Origin of the sequence: Sphingomonas citricola, from assembly GCF_019429535.1 — a bacterium.
Classification (GTDB): Bacteria; Pseudomonadota; Alphaproteobacteria; order Sphingomonadales; family Sphingomonadaceae; genus Sphingomonas; species Sphingomonas citricola.
Window position 1 is genome coordinate 222,218 of the sequence record NZ_JAHXZM010000001.1, and the last position, 19,714, is coordinate 241,931.

The following is a 19,714-nucleotide window of genomic DNA, read 5'->3' on the forward strand; positions in this document are numbered from 1 at the left end:
TAAAACCAGATCAGATCGTGCGCAGCGCGCGCGCCGGCCGCACGCGCATGATCGGCCACGCGCCCGCGATGCCGATCAGCACCGTCACCCCCAGTCCCGCGACCAGCGTGACCGCGACCGCTGAAGGATCGGGTGCCCAGGGGAAGTCGAACATTCGCGTCACCACGTACCACGCGCCCGACAATCCGATCACCAGCGCGACGCCCGCGACCACTGCGCCCAGCATCGCGTACTCGATCAATTGCGCCGCGATCAACTGCGCGCGCGTCGCCCCCAGCATCCGCAAGACTACCGCGTCGTAGGTCCGCGCCTCGCGCGCCGCCGCAATCGCGCCGACCAGCACCGCGATCCCCGCCACCACCGCGACGCCCGCCGCCGCCGCGATCGCCAACGCGACCTGACCGACGAGGTCGCGCACCTGCGACAGCACGCCGCGTACCTCAATCGCCGACGACGACGGGAAGGGCGCGAGCAGTGCCGCGGTGATCGCGCTCGTCCGCGCGCTCGGCGCGTCGATCGTCGCCGCCAGATTGTGCGGCACGTCCGCCAAGGTGCCGGGCGAGAACACCAGCACGAAGTTGAACCCCAGCGTGTCCCACTGGATGCGCCGGAACGAGGCGATGCGCGCGCTCCGCTCGACCCCCAGCACGCTGATCGTCAACGGATCGCCGACGTGTAGATCGAGCGCTTTCGCCAGCCGCTCGTCGACCGAGACGAGCGGGGGACCGGCATAGCCGCGCGGCCACCAGCGTCCCGCGGTGATCGTGCTCCCCGCGGGCAGCGTGTCGGCGTAGGTCAGCCCGCGCTCGCCGCGCAGCGCCCATGCGCCCTCGGGCAATTGCTTCAGATCGGCGACGCGCGTGCGGGCAAAGGCGGTGATCGTCCCGCGCAGCAGCGGCACGGTCGTCACCCCCGCGCCGGGTGCGACGCGGGCGACGATGCGACGGAACTCGGCCTCGCGGTCGCGCGGCACGTCGAGCACGAACAGCGCGGGCGCGCGCGCCGGCACCGTGGTCGCGATCGCCGCGTCGATGCTGGTGCGGATCGCGGTCAGCAGCACGAACAGCGTCAGCCCGAGGCCGAGCGCGACGACCAGCGCCTCGGTCCGCGCGCCGGGCCGGTGAAGCGCGGCGAGCGCGAGCCGCGGCAGCGGACGGCGCGGTGCGGGCAGGCGCCGCGCCGCTATGCGGACGACGCGTCCTAGGCCGCCGAGCAGCAGCAGCGTCGCGGCGAGCGCGCCCAGGAACCCGGCGGCGAGCGCGGGCTGCGCCGAGGTGCCGATCGCGAGCATGATCGCCGCACCGCCCGCCACCAGCGCCACCAGCCGCGCGCGCCACGGGGCGGCACGCAGCGGGGCGAGCGCGCCGCGCAGCAGTCCGGCGGCGGGGGTCGCGCTCGCCGCCGCGATCGGTGGCGCGGCGAACGCCACCGCGATCAGCGCGCCGTAGAGTGCAGCGCGCGCGAATGGCCACGGCGCGATCGCCAGCCCGACCTCGACCGGCAGGACGCGGCCAAGCGCCTCGGCGAGCAGCGGGATCGCCGCCGCCCCCGCCGCCAGTCCCGCCGCGACGCCGATAACGGTCGCGACCCCGATCTCGATCGCGTAGACGCGCGCGATATCGCCCCCGGTCGCACCCAGCGTCTTCAGCGTCGCGATCCCGCCGCGCCGTGCGCTGAGAAACGACGATACGCCGCCGCCGACGCCGATCCCCGCGATCGCGAGCGCGGCGAGACCGACGAGCGTCAGGAACTCACCCATGCGATCGATGAAACGCGACGCACCCGGCGAGGCACGGTCGCGCGTCTTCGTCTCCCACCCGCCCGCGGGGAAGGCGCGCGTGACCCGCGCCGCGACCGCGTCGGGGCTGGTGCCTGCCGGCAGTCGGACGCGGTAGCGCGTGTCGTAGAGGCTGCCGGGCTGAACGAGCGCGGTCCGCGCCAGCGTCGCAGTCGACACGAGCACGACGGGGCCGAGCGTGAAGCCCTCGCCCAGCCGGTCGGGCTCGTCGGCGATGACACCGTCGACGCGGACCATGGCGCTGCCGAGCCCGATCGTCGCGCCGCGCCCGAGCCCGAGCCGGCTGGCGAGTGCGGGGGCGATCCACGCCGCACCCGCGGGCGGATGCATCGCGCGGCGGCCGTCGGCCAGATGCACCTGGGCATAGAGCGGGTAGGCGTCGTCGACCGCCTTTAACTGGATCGGCGCGCCGCCCGCGGGGGTGACCGCATTCGCCTGCATCCGGATCGTCTCGGACACGCGCCCCGCCGCCGCGAACAATGCGCGTTCCTCGGCGCTCGCGCGTCGCTGCGACACCGAGAATTCGACGTCGCCGCCCAGGATCGTCGCGCCGCGCGCCGCCAGCTCGTCGCCGACCGCCGCTGCCAGCCCGCCGATCGCTGCGAGCGCGGCGACGCCCAGGAACAGGCATGCGACCAAGATGCGCAGCCCGCGAAAGCGCCAGTCGAGCTCTCGTCGCGCGACACCCCAGGCGAAACGCCAGCGGCTCACGCTACCCGCCCGTCGGCGAGCGTGACCGTTCGATCGCAGCGCGCGGCGAGCGCGTGGTCGTGGGTGATCACCACCAAAGTCGCGCCCAATGCCGCCTGCCGCGCGAACAGCAGGTCCATCACCGCAGCCCCCGTCGCGGTATCCAGATTGCCGGTCGGCTCGTCCGCGAACACGATCGGCGGGCGCGGCGCGAGCGCGCGCGCGATCGCGACGCGCTGCTGCTCGCCGCCCGACATCTGCGCGGAATAATGGTCGAGCCGGTGCGCGAGCCCGACTGCGGCCAGCTCCTCGCTCGCGCGGTCCCACGCGTCGGCGACGCCCGCGAGTTCGAGCGGTACCGCGACATTCGCGCGCGCGGTCATGGTGGGGAGCAGGTGAAAGGCCTGGAGCACGATCCCGATCCGCCCGCGCCGCGCGCGTGCTAGTTCGTCCTCGCCGAGCGCGCCGAAATCGAGCCCGTCGACGATCACGCTGCCGCCGCTCGCGCGTTCCAGCCCGGTCAGCACCGCCATCAGCGATGATTTCCCCGAGCCCGATGCCCCCAGCAGCGCGACGCTTTCGCCGCGGGCAACGCGCAGCGAGATGCCGCGCAACACCGGTGTCTCGCTCAGCGTCAAGGTGACATCGCGCGCGTCGATCACCATAGAAGTCGTGTCGGTGTCGGTCGCCATGAGGAAAACGCCCTTGTTCCCAGCCAAGTCGGTGACGCGCAGCGCGGCCGCCATGCTCGCCGCCATGTCGGTGGCAGGTTGTGAGCGTCAAGCCTCCACTCCCACGCCTGCTGCAAGTGACGTGGCTAACGACGCGAACGCGGCGGCCCCCGCCGAAGTCCCGCGCCCGCAAGGCTCCGAGCGCGTCGTGCTCGCCTTCGGCGACAGCCTCTACGCGGGTTACGGGCTCGGCCGCGGGCAGAGCCTGCCCGACGCGGTCCAGGCGCGCCTGCGCCGTGCCGGCATCAACGCGACGCTCGTCAACGCGGGCGTCTCAGGCGATACCAGTGCGGCGGGGCGGCAGCGGCTCGCCTTCGTGCTCGACCAGCAGAAGCGCGCGCCTGACCTCGTGATGCTCGGACTCGGCGGCAACGACGTGCTGCGGCAGATCGCGCCTGAGGAGACGCGCGCGAACATGGTCGCGATGCTCGACGAATTGAAGCGCCGCAAGCTGCCGGTCTTACTGACGGGGATGCGCGCGCCCCCCAATCTCGGCCCCGGCTACGTGGCCGCGTTCGACACGATCTGGCCCGATCTCGCGCGGCGCTACGACGGCTCGCTCTACCCCTTCATCCTCGACGGCGTGATCGGCGACCCGGTGCTGATGCAGGGCGACCGCGTCCACCCCAATGCGCGCGGGGTCGAACGCATCGCCGACCGCTTAGCGCCGTTGGTCGAACGGGCACTTGTGCCCGCGCGCTGATGCGTCGGCCATTGTCGCGCCGCGCGTGGCCGTGCACTACGGATGCGTGAGGGGAGGGACCTAATTGCGTTCGACGATCAAGGACGTGTCGGAACGCGCGGGCGTATCGATCAAGACGGTCAGCCGCGTGCTCAACAAGGAACGCTACGTCGGCGCCGCCACGCGTGAGCGGGTCGAGGAGGCGGTGCGCGCGCTCAATTTCCGCCCCAGCCTCGCCGCGCGCTCGCTCGCCGGGCGGCGCAGTTTCCAGATCGGGCTGATCTGCGACAATCCCAGCCCCGCCTACGTATACGCGATGCAGACCGGCATCCGCGATCGCTGCGAGGCGGACGGCGTCCGCATGATCGCGCAGCCGTACGACCGAAACTCGGGACGGTTGCTCGAGGAGGTCGAGGCGCTGGTCGCGACCAGCCACCTCGACGGGCTGATCCTGACCCCGCCAGTCAGCGATCACGACGACGTGCTCGATTTCCTGAAGGAACGCGGCGTCCGCGTCGTGCGCGTCTCGCCCGGACGCCGGCCCGAGGCGAGCGCCGCCGTCTTCATCGACAACCGCGCCGCCGCGGCCGAGCTGACGCGGCACCTGCTGTCGCTCGGCCATCGGCGCATCGGGCATATCGTCGGGCAGCGTGATTTCGCGACCAGCGCGCAGCGGCGCGAGGGGTATTTGGCGGCGCTCGCCGAAGCGGGGATCGCACCCGAACCCGAATTGATCGAGCAGGGCGACTTCGATTTCGCGAGCGGCGCGCGCGCGGCCGAGGCGATGCTGTCGCTTCCCCGACCGCCGAGCGCGATCTTCGCGGCCTCCGATGACATGGCGGCGGGCGCGCTCGCTGCCGCGCACCGGCGCGGGGTCAAGGTGCCCGGCGCGGTCGCGATCGCGGGCTTCGGCGACGATCCGCTCGCGAGCTATGTCTGGCCGCCGCTCACGACGATGCGCCAGCCGGTGCGCGACCTCGCCTGGAACGCCGCCGACCTGCTGCTCGCGCCCGAAGAGACGTTTGAGCAGCGCGAACTGCCCCACGCGCTGATGGTGCGCGATTCGACGGGCTAGCCGATCAGGAACACCGCCGCGGCGAGCGTGAGCAGGAACGCGCACAGCGTCGAGGCGGCGATCACCAGCATCGGGCGCGGCCCGGCCTCGAGCAGTTGCGGCAGCGGCGACCGGATCGCGGTTGCGGTGACCGCGGCGGCGAGCAGCGCGGCGGCGACGCGCTCGGCGGTGCCGGTGACGATCGCGGGGATCACGCCGGTCGAATTGACGCCCGCCAGCACGAAGAAACCGACGACGAACCACGGCAGTCCCTGCCGTTTGCCCGACGTTTCACCACGCGGCAGGAACATCGCGACGATCGCGAGCACGGGGGCGAGCAGCGCGACACGCGTCAGCTTGACGATCGCGGCGATCTGCCCGGCGGCGTCCGAATAAGAATAGCCCGCCCCCAGCGCCTGCGCGACGTCGTGGATCGACGCGCCGAGCAGGAACCCGGCCTTCAAATCGCTCATGTGGAGCGCGTGCGCCACGAACGGGTAGGTGACCATCGCCAGCGCGCTCAGTGCCGAGATACCGACCAGCACCAGTGTCAGCTGCGCCTGGCTCGCGCGGCGTTCGCCCAGCGTCGTCGCCAGCGCCATCGCCGCACTCGCGCCGCAGATCGCGACCGCGCCGCCCGCCAGCGTTCCGAACGCCGCGTCGAAGCCTAATCTGCGCCCGATCAGCACGCCGCAGCCGATCGTCAACGCGACGATCACGAGCACCGCGAGCAACGCGACCGGTCCCAGCGCCACGATCTGCCCGAAGGTGACGCGTAGTCCCACCAGCACGATCCCCCAGCGCAGCAGCGAGCGCGACGCGAACCCCAGCCCCGGCGTCAACCGTCCGTCGGCCGACAGGAAGTTGAGCGCCAGACCGATCAGCAGCGCCATCAGCGTCAGCGGCGCGCCGTAATGGTCGGAGATGAATCCCGCCGCCAGCGTACCCGCCGCGACGATGACGAGCCCAGGCAGATGGTCGCGCCACGTCGCCGTGGGACTGGGTTCGAGATCGCCGTACAGGTCGGCCGCCATCGGCAGGGTGCCAGAACGTGTAGCCGCCATCGTCGATCCCAGTGCTAGAGTGCCACAGGGACTAGCCTAAGCGAGCACACTCTGACAACGTTGTCGTTAAACAAGCGGGAGAGGGCTGTGGCGGTGGACGGCGTTGCCGGCGGAACGGCAAGTGGGGCGGGCAATCGCGCGCGGTGGATCATCGTGGCGATGGTGTTCGTCGCGATCATGCTCAATTACGTCGACCGGCAAATCCTAGCGCTACTCAAACCCACGCTCGAGGCCGAGTTCCGCTGGTCGGATCAGGATTACGCCAACATGGGCACCGCGTTCCAGGTCGCGACCGCGTTCGCCTTCCTTGGCACCGGCTGGTTCATCGACCGTGTGGGCTTGCGTCGCGGATTCGGGATCGGCGTCGGCGTGTGGAGCCTCGCGGGGATGGCGCACGCGTTCGCGACCACGGTGACGGGCTTCCTCGGCGCGCGCGTCGTGCTCGGCGTCGCCGAATCGATCGGGACGCCCGCCGCGGTGAAATCGGCCGCGACCTATTTCAACCACCGCGACCGGCAGATCGCACTCGGCATCGGCAACACCGCGCCCAATGTCGGTGCGGTGCTGACCCCGGCCTTGATCCCGCCGCTCGCGGTCGCATTCGGGTGGCAGGCGGCGTTCCTGCTCGCGGGCGGGCTCGGGCTCGTCTGGGTCGCGGTCTGGTTCGCGCTGCGCGTGAAGCCCGTCGCGCTCGACGCGGTCGCGGCGGCGCCGATCCGCTGGGGTGACATCTTACGCAGCCGCCGCACGCTCGCGATCGCGGTCGCCAAGGTGCTGTCCGATCAGGTGTGGTTCTTCATGCTGCTGTGGCTGCCCGACCTGTTCCACCGCCTGTTCGGGTTGCAGCAGGGCACGCTCGGCTGGCCCATCGCCCTGACCTACGGCCTCGCCGCGATGGGCGCGATCAGCGGCGGCGTGCTGCCCGCGCGACTGATGGCGCGCGGGTGGAGCGTCAACGCCGCGCGCAAGTCGGCGCTGCTCCTCTACGCGTTGCTCGTCACCCCGGTCCCGCTCGTCATGTCGGTCGACAGCCCGTGGTCGGCGGCACTGCTGCTCGGGCTCGGACTGTTCGCGCACCAGGGGTTCTCGACCAACATCTTCGGGTTAGCAACCGACGTAACGCCCGCGCGCGCGGTCGGCTCGACGATCGGGATCGCGGCGTTCTGCGGTAACCTGGGCTCGATCGGGATGATCCAGTTCCAGGCATGGGCGCTCGCGCACGGGCTCGGCTACACCCCCGCGCTCGTCATCTGCGCGACATCGTACCTCTTGGCGCTGGGCTTCATTCAGCTGCTGATCCCGCGTATCGTCGCCGTCGAGCAGGACGGCGACGCGCCCGCGATCATCGCGCACTGACGCGGGACACGAAAAAGCCGGTGAGGTCGCCCCTCGCCGGCTTTTTCTTATGGGCGTTGTTTAGAAGTTCACGCGCGCGTTGACGCCGTAATAGCGGTCCGCCTCGCGCGGGATGATGTAGCGGTAGCTGCCGCCCGGCCCACCCGAGGTGATCGCCGCGGCGAAGCTCTGGTCGAACAGGTTCTTGACCTGGAAGTTCACGCGGAAGCGGTCGTTCGCCTCGACGATCCCGGCCTGCACGTCGACGAGGCCGTAGCCCTTGATCGTGGTCGCGTCGCGCACCGCCTGGCTCGCGTCGAGCTGCGACAATTGCTTCGACTGGTACGACCCCTGCGCGCCCAGCGCGAAATCGACCGCGCCGCCGGTGCGCAGGCGATAGTCGGCGCCGAGCGAGCCCTTCCACTTCGGTGCGTAGGCGAGCGTGGTGCCGTTCGGGACCACCCCCGTCGTCGCGCCGTTGGTCGGTACGCGGAACTGGTCGATATGCGCGTCGGTATAGGCAAGGCCACCCGAGAACGACAGGTCGCGCACCGGCTGGAACAACAGGTCGAGCTCGCCGCCGCGCGTCGAGATCTGCCCCGCGTTCGTGAAGCGCGTGACGAGCACGCCCTCGATCACGTCGGGGTTGTTCGCCTGGAAGTTATAATATTTGGCGTAATAACCCGCGAGGTTGATCACCAGCTTGCCGCCGAACAACGTGTTCTTCAGCCCGACCTCGTAGCTGTCGGCCGTCTCGGGCTGGATCACGTTGGTGCCGGTGCCGGTCAGGTTGTAGAAGATGTTGAACGCCGGACCCTTGTACCCGCGCGAATAGGTCGCGTAGGCGGTCGACTGCCGCACGATGTCATACTGCAAGCCGACGCGGCCCGACCAATTGTCGTTGGTCGTCTTGCCGCGGAACGGCACGCCGTTCGAGGCGGGCACCGCCTGCGTCGCCGCCGTCACCGGCGACACACCCGCGCGGACGAGGCGGACATATTCGTTGTACACGCCCTGGTCGAAATTGGGCGAGATGCCCGGTCCCGTCAGCGCGGTCTGGCGGCTGTGGAACACGTCCAACTGGTCGGTCGTGTAACGCACCCCGACGATGCCGCGCAGCCGGTCGGTGAAGTTGAGCGTCCCCTGACCGAAGAAGGCGAGGTTCTTAAACACCGATCCGAACACCGCGGTGCCGGTCGGGCGCGTGACGGTCAGCCCCGCGGTCGAGCACGGCACCGGGACGACCGGGGCAGGGGTGCACACCACGTCGCTGCGCGTGAAGGTCCGCGTCGTCTCCGCGCGCGAGTAGAACGCGCCCAGCACGTAGGAGAAGAACTGGTCCGACGGGCTCGTCAGCCGCACTTCCTGCGTGATCGTGTTCGACGTCTGCGGGCCGACGTCGTGCAACTGGTTGAACGTCGTATACGCGCGCGGCAGCCAGTCGCCGTCGCGGATCTCGGTGTTGTCGTATTCGCGGTACGATCCGATGTAGGTGATCGTCTGGTTGCCCAGCGTCCAGTCGGCCTGACCCGACACGCCCCAGCTCTTCTCGTCGGTGTGCGTGATCAGGTCCTGATTGACCCGCCGCGTGCGATCACCCTGCGGCGTCGGCAGCACGCCCGAATTGATGAAGCCGTTGACCTGCGCGACCGTAGTGGCGTTGGTCACGGTCGGGCCGGTCCCGATTACCTCGGCGCAGCAATCGTCCTTCGATTCGCGGTAATCGCCGATGATCGTGATCGTCAGGTCCGGCGTCGGATCGGCGACGATCATCCCGCGCACGCCCCAATGGTCGTACCCGTTGACACGGCGACCGCCATAGGCGTTGTTGCGGATGTTGCCGTCGTAATTGCCGTAGAAGCCGGTGACGCGCGCGGCGATGCCTTCGCTCAGTGGCAGGTCGAGCGCGCCGCGGACGCGGTATTCGTTGCCGTTGCCGAAATAATAGCCGCCGTCGACGAAGCCGCCGAAGTCCTTGCCCGGCCGCTTGGTGACGATGTTGATGACGCCAGCCGATGTGTTCTTGCCGAACAACGTACCCTGCGGCCCGCGCAGCACCTCCAGCCGATCGATGTCGATCAGGTCGCTGAACGCCTCGCCCGCGCGGCTGTAGACGACGCCGTCGACGACCGTGGAGATCGACGGCTCGCCCGCGATCGAGAAGGTTGAGGTGCCGACGCCGCGCAGGAACAGCGACTGGTTGATCGCGGTGCCCGATTTGCGGAAGTTGAGCGTGGGGACGAGGTACTGCGCGCCCTCGAGGTTGACCGCGCCCTTCGCCGCGATCGCGTCGCCCGACAGGACCGACACCGCGATCGGCACGTCCTGCAACCGCTCGGACCTTTTCTGCGCGGTGACGATGATGTCGCCGGGTTCGTTCGACGGGTTCTGCGTCGCGGTGTCGGTGCCGACATCGCCCGCCGCGGTGGCGCTGCCGGTACCGGTCGTCGTCTCGGGCGTGCCCGTCTGCGCCACCGCGGGCACGGCCAATAGCGCGAGCCACGCGGTGCCCAGGCTCAACATCGTCTTCATGATTTTTCGTCCCTCCCTAAAACCTACTCTCTCGCTGGAGAATTAGGTCAGCGTTGTCACTCAACTTTGCCTTGTGCGTCTAGAACCCCAATTCGCTCATCTCCACGACGCGGTGCTCGCGCGCGCTGATCTCCGCCGCGGTGCCGATCGCGACCGCCATCAACCCGTCGCGCGCGGTGACCTCGACCGCGCCTTCGCCGCGGACCGCGGCGTTGAAGCGCTGATGCTCGTAGAAGGTCGAGCCGTGATGGCTACCCGCGTTCAGCGCGGCCTCGTCGACGTGGACGGTCGTCCGCTCGACCTGCTTGGGGTTCATGAACCCGACGCGCGGCGAATAGACGATCTCGCCGTCGGGGATCAGCACGTCGAGCCGCGCCTTGTCACCAACCGCGGTGATCTCCTCCTGATTGGTCGCGCCATCGGCGAACATCGACAGGTCGAGCATCGCGCGCACGCCGCTCGCGAAATCGACCGTCGTATAGCTGTTGTCGATGATGTCGGGCGTGCGGCCGTCGTAGCGCTCGTCCAGATGGTTCACGTCTTGTCCGCCCGAGCAATAGACGCGCACCGCCTCCGACTGCGTGATCAGCCGCATCAGATCAAAGAAGTGGCAGCATTTTTCGACCATCGTCCCGCCGGTATTCGCGTTGAAGCGGTTCCAGTCGGCGACCTTCTCCAGGAACGGGAAACGGTGCTCGCGGATCGACAGCATCTTGAGCGTACCGATGCGCCCGCCGTGCACCTGCGCGATGAATTCGGCGGCGGGGGGCATGTAGCGATATTCCATCGCGGTCCAGAACGGGCGGCCGCTCGCCTCGGCCTGCTCGACGATCCAGCGCGCGTCGGGGATCGTGGTGGCGAGCGGCTTCTCGCAAAGGATCGCCAGCCCCTCGCCGAATAGTGGCGTCAACACGTCGCGGTGGGTGTAGTTCGGGCTGGCGACGATCACCGCGTCGACGAGGCCGCTTTTCGCGAGCTCGGCGGAGGAGGCGAACGACTGGACGCCCTCCGCGCGCCCACCCAGCGCCTTCTTCGCCCAGCCGAGCGAGCGTTCGATCGGGTCGGCGATCGCGGTCACCACCGCGCCCGGCGTGATCGCCAGGTTGTTGAGATGCTCGACCCCCATCATGCCGGTGCCGACCAGGCCGTAACGCACTTGCCCTGCCAAAGCCCTTGCTCCTCTCAACTCGTGGTTCTACGTATGACAACGATGTCTGAAATCACTCTATCGCCCGAACCACGTCCGCTCGGCAAGAGCGGATTGCTTGTCAGCCCGATTGCATGGGGGATGTGGCGTTTCGCCGGCGTCTCCCCGGCAGAAGGGCGCGCGCTGATCGAGGCGGCGTTCGACGCCGGGGTCACGCTGTTCGACACCGCCGACATCTACGGCTTCGACGGCAGCGGCGGGTTCGGTGACGCCGAGTCGCTGCTGGGTGAGGTGTTCGCCGAGACGCCGGGCCTGCGCGACCGCATGGTCCTCGCCACCAAGGGCGGGATCACCCCGCCGGTGCCGTACAATTCGAGCGCCGCTTATCTGGCGAAGGCACTCGACGATTCGCTCCGCCGCATGAAGGTCGACTCGGTCGATCTCTACCAGATCCACCGCCCCGACATCCTCGCGCACCCGCACGAGGTCGCGCGCGCGCTCGACGACATGGTATCCTCGGGCAAGGTGAAGGCGGTTGGCGTATCGAACTACACGCCCGACCAGACGCGCGTGCTCGCCTCGTTCCTGTCGGTGCCGCTCGCCTCGCAGCAGCCCGAATTCTCGCCGCTGTTTCTGGAGCCGCTCACCAACGGACTGATCGATCAGGCGATGGAGCTCGACCTCGCGGTGCTCGCCTGGTCGCCGCTCGGCGGCGGGCGGATCGGGACGCCGGGTAACCCGCGCGAGCAGGCGGTGGCCGACGCGCTAGATACGGTGGCGGCCCGCTTCGGCGTCAGCCGGGCGGCCGCGACCTACAGCTGGATCATGGCGCACCCTGCGCGCGTCATCCCGATCGTCGGCACGCAGAACACCGCGCGGATCGCCGAACTCGCCGACGCCTTCAAGGTCGGCTGGTCGCGCCAGGATTGGTACGACGTCCTCGTCGCCGCGCGCGGCGAGCGGCTGCCGTAACCGAGCAAAAACAACGAACGAAAAGGGGAGAGGGCGATGAGCGATACCAATCGTGGGCCGTGCGAGATTTCGTGGTTCTCGGCGCTGTGCGACGACGATTACGAATTCCTCGGCGTCCCCGATCCGCGGCTCAAATCGTCGTGGGAGCATTGCCGCGACATCGTGCAGCAGGCGGAAACCGGCGGCTTCGACAACATCCTGCTCCCCTCGGGCTACGCGCTCGGCATCGACACCACCGCCTTCGCCGCCGCGATCGCGACGCTGACGCGCAATATTCACCTGCTGATGGCGGTACGCGTCGGCGAAAGCTGGCCGCCGCAGCTCGCGCGGCAGATCGCGACGATCGACCAGATCGCGCGCGGGCGATTGAAGATCAACATCATCTCCTCCGACCTGCCGGGCGAGAAGCTCGCCTCCGCCCCGCGCTACCAGCGGACGGTCGAGGCGATGCAGATCCTGAAGACGCTCCTGAACGGCGAGCATCTCAATCATCAGGGCGAGTTCTGGAAGCTCGACGTCGACCCCGCTGGCGTGAAGACCTTCTCGGGCAATGCGCCGCCGCTCTATTTCGGCGGCCTGTCGCCCGACGCGCGCGACGCCGCCGCGCGTGCCTGCGACGTCTATCTGATGTGGCCCGACACGAAGGAGAAGGTCGCGGAGATCATCGCCGACATGACGAAGCGCGCCGCGAACTACGGCCGGACGCTCCAGTTCGGCTACCGCGCGCACGTCATCGTCCGCGATACCGAGACGGAGGCGCGCGCCTATGCCGACCGCCTGCTCTCGAAACTCGATGCGGAGGAAGGCGCGCAGATCCGCGCCAAGTCGCTCGACGCGACCTCAATGGGCGTCGCTGCGCAGGCCGCGCTGCGTGAGAATGCGTCGGACGACGGCTATGCCGAGGAGAATTTGTGGACCGGCGTCGGCCGCGCGCGCTCGGGTTGCGGTGCCGCGATCGTCGGCGATCCCGATCAGGTGCTCGCCAAGCTGCAGATGTACCGCGACATGGGAATCGACGCGTTCATCCTGTCGGGCTATCCCCATGCCGCGGAAGCGGACCTGTTCGCGCGTCACGTATTGCCGCGGATCGACCACGCACCGCTATAAGGCGGGCGAAGACAAGGAACGTCGCTGTGAATAAGCCATTGGTGGTGGGGATCGGCGGCACGATCGGCGGGCTGTCCTCGACCGAGCGCGCGCTGCGGATCGCGCTGGAGGCGGCGGGCGAGCAGGGGTTCTGCACGCGCCTGTTCGGCGGCGACGCGCTCGCGCGGCTGCCGCTCTACGATCCCAAGGCGACCAGCCGGACCGACGAGGAACAGGCGTTCGTCGCCGCGGTGCGTCAGGCGTCGGCCGTGATCATCGCGAGCCCCGGCTATCACGGCAGCATCTCGGGCGTGGTCAAGAACGCGCTCGACCTGCTCGAGGAAACCGCGCGCGACGCGGAGCGGCCGTACCTCGCCGACGTGCCCGTCGGGCTGATCGCGACTGCGTATGGCTGGCAGGCGACGGGCTCGACGATCGCGGCGCTGCGCTCGATCGTCCACGCGCTCCGCGGCTGGCCGACGCCGTTTGCCGCCGCGATCAACAGCCAGGTGACCAAGTTCGACGACGAGGGCGGCGCGAGCGACGCCGCGGTGGTCGAACAGCTACGTCTGGTCGGGCGGCAGGTCGCGCGCTTTGCTCCCCTGGTGGTGCACGATGCTGCCGCGCTCGCCTGATCGGCGCGAAGCACTGACGCTGCTCGGCCTCGGCGGCGCCGGGCTGGCGACCGGTGCGGCGGCGCAGCAGGTCGACCTCGGCTTCGCGGGCGGCACGCGCCAGCTCTCGGGCGACTGGCCGCAGAAGGGCAGCATGATCGTGCTGCGCGAACGCGCGCCGCTGCTCGAGACGCCGCTCTCCGCGATGGACGGGCAGGTGTTCACCCCCAACGATCGCTTCTTCGTTCGCTGGCATTATCAGGACATCCCGACCGCGGTCGACCCTGCCACCTTCCGCCTGCGCGTCGGCGGCGCAGTGCGGCGGCCGGTCGCGCTCTCGCTCGCCGACGTTCATAAGCTGCCGCGCGTCGAGATCGCGGCGGTCAACCAATGTTCGGGCAATTCGCGCGCCCTGTTCAGCCCCCGCGTCCCCGGCGCGCAATGGGGTGACGGCGCGATCGGCAATGCGCTGTGGAGCGGAGTTCGCCTGCGCGACGTGCTCGACCTCGCCGGCGTCGCACCCGGCGCGGCGAACGTGCGCGTCTCCGGGCTCGACCGTCCGCCGCCCGGCGCGCCGTGGTTCGCCAAGTCGCTCAGCGTCGACCATGCACGCGACGGTGAGGTGATGATCGCGCTTGCCATGAACGGCGCGCCGCTGCCGATGCTCAACGGCTATCCGATCCGCCTGATCGTGCCCGGCTGGTACTCGACCTACTGGGTCAAGGCGCTCGACCGGATCGAGGTGCTGACGGGCGAATACGACAATTACTGGATGACGAAGGCCTACAAGATCCCCGCGACACCAGACGCGGGCGTGCAGCCGGGCGCGAAGGATTTCCCGACCGTCCCGATCAACCGAATGACGCCGCGCGCCTTCTTCACCAGCGTCGATCGCGCGACCAAGGTGGTGGCGAACGATCCCTTTTACGTCCGCGGCCTCGCGATGGGCGGGGCGAGCGCGGTCGCGCGCGTCGACCTGTCGATGGACGCGGGGCGTAGCTGGCACGCCGCACGCCTCGCTCCCGATCAGGGCAAATACGGCTTCCGTCTGTGGGAAGCGACGATCGGCGGATTGCCCCGCGGCGGTTATCGCCTGTGGGCGCGCTGCACCAACGCTGACGGGCAGACGCAGTCGATGGACGCGATCTGGAACCCGGGCGGCTATATGCGCAGCCAGATCGCCTCGGTCGCGGTGACCGCGGCATGAGGGCGCTGATCGTCGCGAGCGCTGCGCTGCTCACCGCCTGCTCGGCCGAACCCGGCGCGACGCCGACGAAGGTGGAGGGCGCGCTCCAGCCGGTCAGCATCACGCTGCCCGCGGAAACCGCCGCGCTGCCCGCGACCCCGGCGGGGGAGCTCGTCACGCAGCGCTGCACTGCCTGCCACTCCGCCGACATGATCGCGCGCCAGCCGCCGCTGACGGCCGAGAAGTGGCAGGCGACCGTCACCAAGATGCGCGAAGCCTATCATGCGCCGATCACCCCGGCCGACGAGCCCGCCATCGTCGCTGCGCTCGTCACCTTGCAGGGTGCACCGCCCCCACGCTAACCACGAATATGCTGACGCTTACCGAGCCGGTACGCCGCCCAGCTCGCCACTCGCGCGACCGTGCCGCCCGTAGACCCACTCGAACAGCGGGCTCGCCATCATCGTCGTGACGATCGCCATCAGCACCAGCATCGCGAACAGCGTCGGGCCGATGATGCCCTTCTGCAGCCCGATGTTGATGATGATCAGCTCCATCAACCCGCGCGAGTTCATCAATGCACCTATGCCGAGCGCGGTGCGGTTGTCCTCGCCCGCCAGCCGCGCCGCGAGATAGCACGCGCCACCCTTCGCCAGCACCGATGCCGCCAGGATCACGAGCGCCACGGCCAAAAGCGCGGGCGAGCTGACCGTGTCCATCCGCGTGTTGAGCCCCGAATAGGTGAAGAACATCGGCAGCAGCAGGACGACCGTCAGCGGCTCGATCTTGCGGCGTATCTCCTCGGTCAACGTGCCCCGCGGCATTACTACGCCCATGATGAACCCGCCGAAGATCGCATGGATGCCGACTGCGTCCATCAGGAAAGCGGACGCGCAGAACGCGATCAGCACCACCGCCAGCAACGGCGGCGTCAACTCGCCGCCGCGCTCCACCGCGCGCGCCAGGGGGGCGAGGACGCGTGGCCCGGCGATGAGCACCAGCGCCGCCCACGCGACGCCGCCACCGATCGCCAGGATCGCGATCCCCGCGCCGCCGCCGAACGTCGCCAGCACGATCGCCAGCACGCACCACGAACACGCGTCGTCGAACGCACCCGCGGTCAGCGACAGCGTCCCGAGCGCCGAATCCGCCAGCCCGCGCTCGTTGATGATCCGCGCCAGCATCGGAAATGCGGTCAGCGCGATGCACGCGCCCAGGAACAGCGTCGCGTTGAACGGGCTGATCCCCGCCGCGAACAGCCCCGGCACCCCCAGCAGCCACGGCGTCAGCAGAATCGCGACGCCGAACGGCGCGGCGATTCCTGCGAGTGACACCACCGAGGCGCTGCGCGCCTTCGATCGGAAATGGTCGAGCCTCAGCGTCGTGCCGACCAGGAACATGTACAACCCGACGCCGAGCTGCGCGCCGGCGTAGAGAACGTTCCTCGTTTCCTTGGGGAAGATCGCGCCTTGCAGATCCGGCGCGACGAGCCCGAGCAGCGAGGGGCCGAGCACCACGCCCGCGATCATCTCGCCCACCACCTGCGGCTGGCCGAGCGCGACGCGCCCGATCCAGCCGACCGCCCGGCACGCGATCAGGATGACCGCGAGTTGCAGGAAGAAGTGGATCGAAAAGTCGCCCGGCGCATAGCTCGCGCTGCCCGCGACCAGCGGACCGTGCGCGTTCAGCACGCCCCCCAGCGTGTGCGTCAGACTATCGAACCAATCCTGCATCGTTACATTACCCACCCGACGCGCGAACAACGCCAAACGCCGCAGATTTGCAAGCCGTCGCGGGTCGCATGCGCCGGTGGCCTTGCTCGCCCGCGAGGTCGCGAAGACTGGCTAACCTGCATCAAAGGCATGACTTTTTCCGGAACGCCGCCGTCGTCGCGCGCTTTGTCGCGGCACGTCTGGTCGTGGTGATGGCCTTCGGTCGGGCCGCACCGGACACCCGCTCTTGCCCTCTCGCGCGTCGAGAAACGACATGGCCAGCTACCCGAACGACGTCGTCCAGTCGGTGTTCGTCACCGGATTGAAGAACGCGCACGGCGTCGAGCATCAGGCGCTCGCACTGATCGATCGCCAGCTCGATCATCTGGAAAATTACCCGCAGGTCGCCGACCGCCTGCGCCTCCACCGTAGCGAAACCGAGCAGCAGATCGCGCGCCTGGAGGAGATCCTCGCGACGTTCGGCGAGACGCACTCGACGCTCAAGGACATCGGCCTGTCGATCTCGGGCAATCTCGCCGCGATCGCACACGTTTTCGCGCCCGACGAGATATTGAAGAACACCTTCGCCAATTTCACGTTCGAGAATTTCGAGGCGGCGAGCTACAAATCGCCTATCACGCTCGCCGACGCGGGCAATTTCGCCGCGGCGACGTCGCTGCTCACCGCCTCGCTCGACGAGGAACTGTCGATGGCCAACTGGGTCGACGACCATAATGCCGAGCTGACGCTCGCCTACGTTCAGCGCCGCGGCGCGGGCGATACCGCCAGCCACTGATCTCCGCCATTTCCCCAACGGCAGGCGATCCGACGACGCCCCGGGCTATACGGCTTCGGGGCGTCGCTGTAAGTGGGGGCACGGCGTCGGCGCGTACCAATCGGGTCGCGTCACGCGTCATCACCGGGGGCCGTTCCAATTCGACAAATCGCTGCCTTGCCCTACCGCATCGATGCCGCGGCAGGCGGCGAGGGCGTCTGCATCCTGCTCGTCACCTCGCGCGGGACGGGGCGTTGGGTGATCCCCAAGGGCAACATCGGCGCGGGCAGCACCTTGCCCGCCGCTGCGGCGCAGGAGGCGAAGGAGGAAGCCGGCGTATCCGGGGCGCTCTGCCCAGTGCCGCTCGGCGCCTATCGCTATCGCAAGCGGCGCGGCAGCGGCGCGTCGCTGATGATCGACGTCGACGTATTCCCGCTCGCGGTGACGCAGGAACTGCCGGTGTGGAAGGAGCAGGGGGAGCGCGAACGCCGCTGGTTCTCGCTCGCCGAAGCCGCCGACCGCGTCGACGAACCCGATCTGCGCGAATTGATCCGCTCGTTCGCGCCGTCGCAGTTCCGCGTTGCAGTGCAACAATCCAATGCTAGGGCGGCGGCGAATCGGGCTTCAAACCAAAAGTGGGGTACAATGTTCGCGTGGTTTCAACGGCTGTTGCCGAAGACCGGTAATTTCTTCGAGATGTTCGAGGCGCATGCCGCGACCGTACTCGCCGGGGCGGAGGCGACTGCGCGACTGCTGGAGGGTGGCCCGGCCGCCAAGGAGCATATCCGTGAGATCGTCGAGCGTGAACACGACGCCGACGCGATCACGCGCGACGTGCTGAAAACGGTGCGCGCGACCTTTCTGACCCCGTTCGACCGCGGTGCGATCACCGCGCTGATCGGCGCACTCGACGACACGATCGACGAGATGCAGGTCTTCGCTGCGGCGTGCGATCTCTACGAAGTGACCGAGTTCGAGCCCGAAATGCGCGACATGGCCGCGATCATCGTCGACGCCGCGCGCGTCACCGCCGAGGCGATCCCGCTGCTGCGCGACGTGTCGCGCAACGGCGATCGTCTGCACGAACTGACCGAGCGAGTCGTCCGCATCGAAGGCCATGCCGACGAGATCCACGCCGCGGGCCTCAAGCGCTCGTTGCAGAAGAACGGCGCGAGCGACACGCTCCGCTTCGTCGTCGAGCGCGAACTCTTCAAGCATCTGGAGCGCATCGTCGACGCGTTCGAGGACGTCGCCGACGAGATCGACGGCATCGTCATCGATCACGCCTGACCGGCTGCGCGCAATGCACGAACTCGCCTTTCCGCTGCTCGTCGGCCTGATCGCCGTCGCGCTTGCCTTTGATTATCTGAACGGCCTCCACGACGCCGCCAATTCGATCGCCACCGTCGTCGCGACGCGGCTGCTGTCGCCGGTGAAAGCCGTGCTGTTCGCCGCGGTGTTCAACTTCGCGGCCTATTTCCTGACGATCATGTTCCCGAGCTTGCACGCGGTCGCGGAAACGATCGGCAAGGGGTTGATCGACAAGGACGTCGTCACCCCCGCGGTCATCTTCGGTGCGCTCGGCGGGGCGATGACGTGGAACGTCATCACCTGGCTTCGCGGCATTCCGTCGTCGAGCAGCCACGCGCTCGTCGGTGGGCTTGTCGGTGCGGGCGTCGCGCACGCGGGCATCGGCGGCATCCAGTGGGGCGGGCTCAACAAGACCGTGCTCGCGATCGTGCTGTCGCCGCTGCTCGGCATGATGCTCGCCATGCTCGTCATGCTGCTTTCTAGCTGGGCCTTCCGCCGCTCGACCTCGGTCCAAGCCGAGCGAAGCTTCCGCGCGCTCCACCTCCTGTCGTCCGCCGCCTATTCGCTTAGCCACGGGTTGAACGACGCGCAGAAGACGATGGGGATCATCACCGTGCTGCTCTACTCGACCGGGCGCCTGTCGGGGCCGTTCGAGGTGCCGCACTGGGTCGCGATCAGCTGCTACGTCGCGATCGCGCTCGGCACGATGACGGGCGGGTGGAAGATCATCGAGACGATGGGCTCGCGTATCACCAAGCTGTCGCAGCACCAGGGCTTCTCCTCTTCGCTCGCGGGGTCGATCGTACTCTTCTCCGCCAGCGCGCTCGGCATCCCCGTCTCGACCACGCACACGATCACCGGCGCGATCATCGGCGCGGGAACCGCGCGGCGTGCCTCCGCGGTCCGCTGGGGCGTGGCGCAGAGCGTGGTGGTCGCGTGGATCATCACCATTCCGGCCTCCGCCGCGGTCGGCGCGTTGTTCTACGGCCTGACGCGACTGTTCTGATCTGCTTGCCCTTCACCCT

Annotated in this window: 17 protein-coding genes; 11 read left to right on the plus strand and 6 right to left on the minus strand. The window is 68.9% G+C overall.

What is annotated here, in order from left to right; genetic code table 11:
- Positions 1 to 10: 10 nt before the first annotated feature.
- Both KZ810_RS01035 and KZ810_RS01040 read right to left on the minus strand, forming a co-directional pair.
- A complete protein-coding gene (locus tag KZ810_RS01035) occupies positions 11 to 2,509 on the minus strand; it encodes an ABC transporter permease (protein WP_219767158.1) in 2,499 nt (832 codons plus the stop codon).
- Entirely contained in the window at positions 2,506 to 3,180 is a 675-nt protein-coding gene (locus KZ810_RS01040) for an ABC transporter ATP-binding protein (RefSeq protein WP_219767159.1), read from the minus strand. Before KZ810_RS01040 ends, KZ810_RS01035 begins: the two co-directional genes overlap by 4 nt.
- Before the next feature lie 121 nt (positions 3,181 to 3,301).
- Here KZ810_RS01040 and KZ810_RS01045 point away from each other — a divergent pair, with 121 nt between their 5' ends.
- Together KZ810_RS01045 and KZ810_RS01050 are read left to right on the plus strand one after the other, a co-directional pair.
- Positions 3,302 to 3,922: an arylesterase gene (locus KZ810_RS01045; RefSeq protein ID WP_308461455.1), complete on the plus strand. Its 621-nt coding sequence runs from the start codon at positions 3,302 to 3,304 to the stop codon at positions 3,920 to 3,922.
- A 64-nt stretch (positions 3,923 to 3,986) separates the two neighbouring features.
- Positions 3,987 to 4,976 carry a LacI family DNA-binding transcriptional regulator gene (locus KZ810_RS01050; protein WP_219767160.1) on the plus strand — a complete coding sequence of 330 codons (990 nt, stop codon included), beginning with the start codon at positions 3,987 to 3,989 and terminating at the stop codon, positions 4,974 to 4,976.
- Here the strand turns inward: KZ810_RS01050 and KZ810_RS01055 are convergent.
- Positions 4,973 to 5,989, minus strand: a complete 1,017-nt coding sequence (locus tag KZ810_RS01055) for a YeiH family protein (RefSeq protein ID WP_219767685.1) — start codon at positions 5,987 to 5,989, stop codon at positions 4,973 to 4,975. The two genes, KZ810_RS01050 and KZ810_RS01055, sit on opposite strands and share 4 nt — an antisense overlap.
- A 189-nt stretch (positions 5,990 to 6,178) precedes the next feature.
- Between KZ810_RS01055 and KZ810_RS01060 the strand changes: the two genes are divergently transcribed.
- A complete protein-coding gene (locus KZ810_RS01060; protein WP_219767686.1) occupies positions 6,179 to 7,375 on the plus strand; it encodes an MFS transporter in 1,197 nt (398 codons plus the stop codon).
- A 60-nt stretch (positions 7,376 to 7,435) separates the two neighbouring features.
- Here KZ810_RS01060 and KZ810_RS01065 read toward each other — a convergent pair whose 3' ends face one another.
- Together KZ810_RS01065 and KZ810_RS01070 are read right to left on the minus strand one after the other, a co-directional pair.
- Positions 7,436 to 9,886, minus strand: a complete 2,451-nt coding sequence (locus KZ810_RS01065) for a TonB-dependent receptor (protein WP_219767161.1) — start codon at positions 9,884 to 9,886, stop codon at positions 7,436 to 7,438.
- Positions 9,887 to 9,965: 79 nt separating this feature from the next.
- A complete protein-coding gene (locus KZ810_RS01070) occupies positions 9,966 to 11,042 on the minus strand; it encodes a Gfo/Idh/MocA family protein (protein WP_219767162.1) in 1,077 nt (358 codons plus the stop codon).
- A gap of 54 nt (positions 11,043 to 11,096) precedes the next feature.
- Here KZ810_RS01070 and KZ810_RS01075 point away from each other — a divergent pair, with 54 nt between their 5' ends.
- The 5 genes from KZ810_RS01075 to KZ810_RS01095 are packed head-to-tail and all read left to right on the plus strand — an operon-like array spanning position 11,097 to position 15,253.
- On the plus strand, positions 11,097 to 12,005 hold the full coding sequence (locus tag KZ810_RS01075) for an aldo/keto reductase (protein ID WP_219767163.1): 909 nt from the start codon (positions 11,097 to 11,099) through the stop codon (positions 12,003 to 12,005).
- A gap of 36 nt (positions 12,006 to 12,041) precedes the next feature.
- Complete coding sequence (locus KZ810_RS01080) at positions 12,042 to 13,112, plus strand: LLM class flavin-dependent oxidoreductase (protein ID WP_219767164.1); 1,071 nt, start codon at positions 12,042 to 12,044, stop codon at positions 13,110 to 13,112.
- Positions 13,113 to 13,138: 26 nt separating this feature from the next.
- Positions 13,139 to 13,726, plus strand: coding sequence for an NADPH-dependent FMN reductase (locus tag KZ810_RS01085; protein ID WP_093003980.1), 588 nt, complete (start codon positions 13,139 to 13,141; stop codon positions 13,724 to 13,726).
- Entirely contained in the window at positions 13,707 to 14,912 is a 1,206-nt protein-coding gene (locus KZ810_RS01090; RefSeq protein ID WP_219767165.1) for a molybdopterin-dependent oxidoreductase, read from the plus strand. The genes KZ810_RS01085 and KZ810_RS01090 overlap by 20 nt, the downstream gene beginning before the upstream one ends.
- Positions 14,909 to 15,253 (plus strand): cytochrome C nitrite reductase, encoded by a 345-nt coding sequence (locus KZ810_RS01095; RefSeq protein ID WP_219767166.1) that lies wholly within the window; start codon positions 14,909 to 14,911, stop codon positions 15,251 to 15,253. Before KZ810_RS01090 ends, KZ810_RS01095 begins: the two co-directional genes overlap by 4 nt.
- 18 nt (positions 15,254 to 15,271) lie before the next feature.
- On the opposite strand, the gene KZ810_RS01100 is transcribed toward KZ810_RS01095, so the two are convergent.
- A complete protein-coding gene (locus tag KZ810_RS01100) occupies positions 15,272 to 16,624 on the minus strand; it encodes a cation:proton antiporter (protein ID WP_219767167.1) in 1,353 nt (450 codons plus the stop codon).
- Between the two features lie 253 nt (positions 16,625 to 16,877).
- Between KZ810_RS01100 and KZ810_RS01105 the strand changes: the two genes are divergently transcribed.
- From KZ810_RS01105 to KZ810_RS01115, 3 genes are all read left to right on the plus strand, one after another.
- On the plus strand, positions 16,878 to 17,399 hold the full coding sequence (locus tag KZ810_RS01105; protein WP_219767168.1) for a ferritin-like domain-containing protein: 522 nt from the start codon (positions 16,878 to 16,880) through the stop codon (positions 17,397 to 17,399).
- Between the two features lie 156 nt (positions 17,400 to 17,555).
- The gene (locus KZ810_RS01110; RefSeq protein ID WP_258044261.1) at positions 17,556 to 18,668 is read left to right on the plus strand and encodes a DUF47 family protein; all 1,113 of its coding nucleotides are present in this window, start codon (positions 17,556 to 17,558) and stop codon (positions 18,666 to 18,668) included.
- A 13-nt stretch (positions 18,669 to 18,681) separates the two neighbouring features.
- The gene (locus tag KZ810_RS01115) at positions 18,682 to 19,695 is read left to right on the plus strand and encodes an inorganic phosphate transporter (RefSeq protein WP_219767169.1); all 1,014 of its coding nucleotides are present in this window, start codon (positions 18,682 to 18,684) and stop codon (positions 19,693 to 19,695) included.
- Positions 19,696 to 19,714 lie beyond the last annotated feature (19 nt).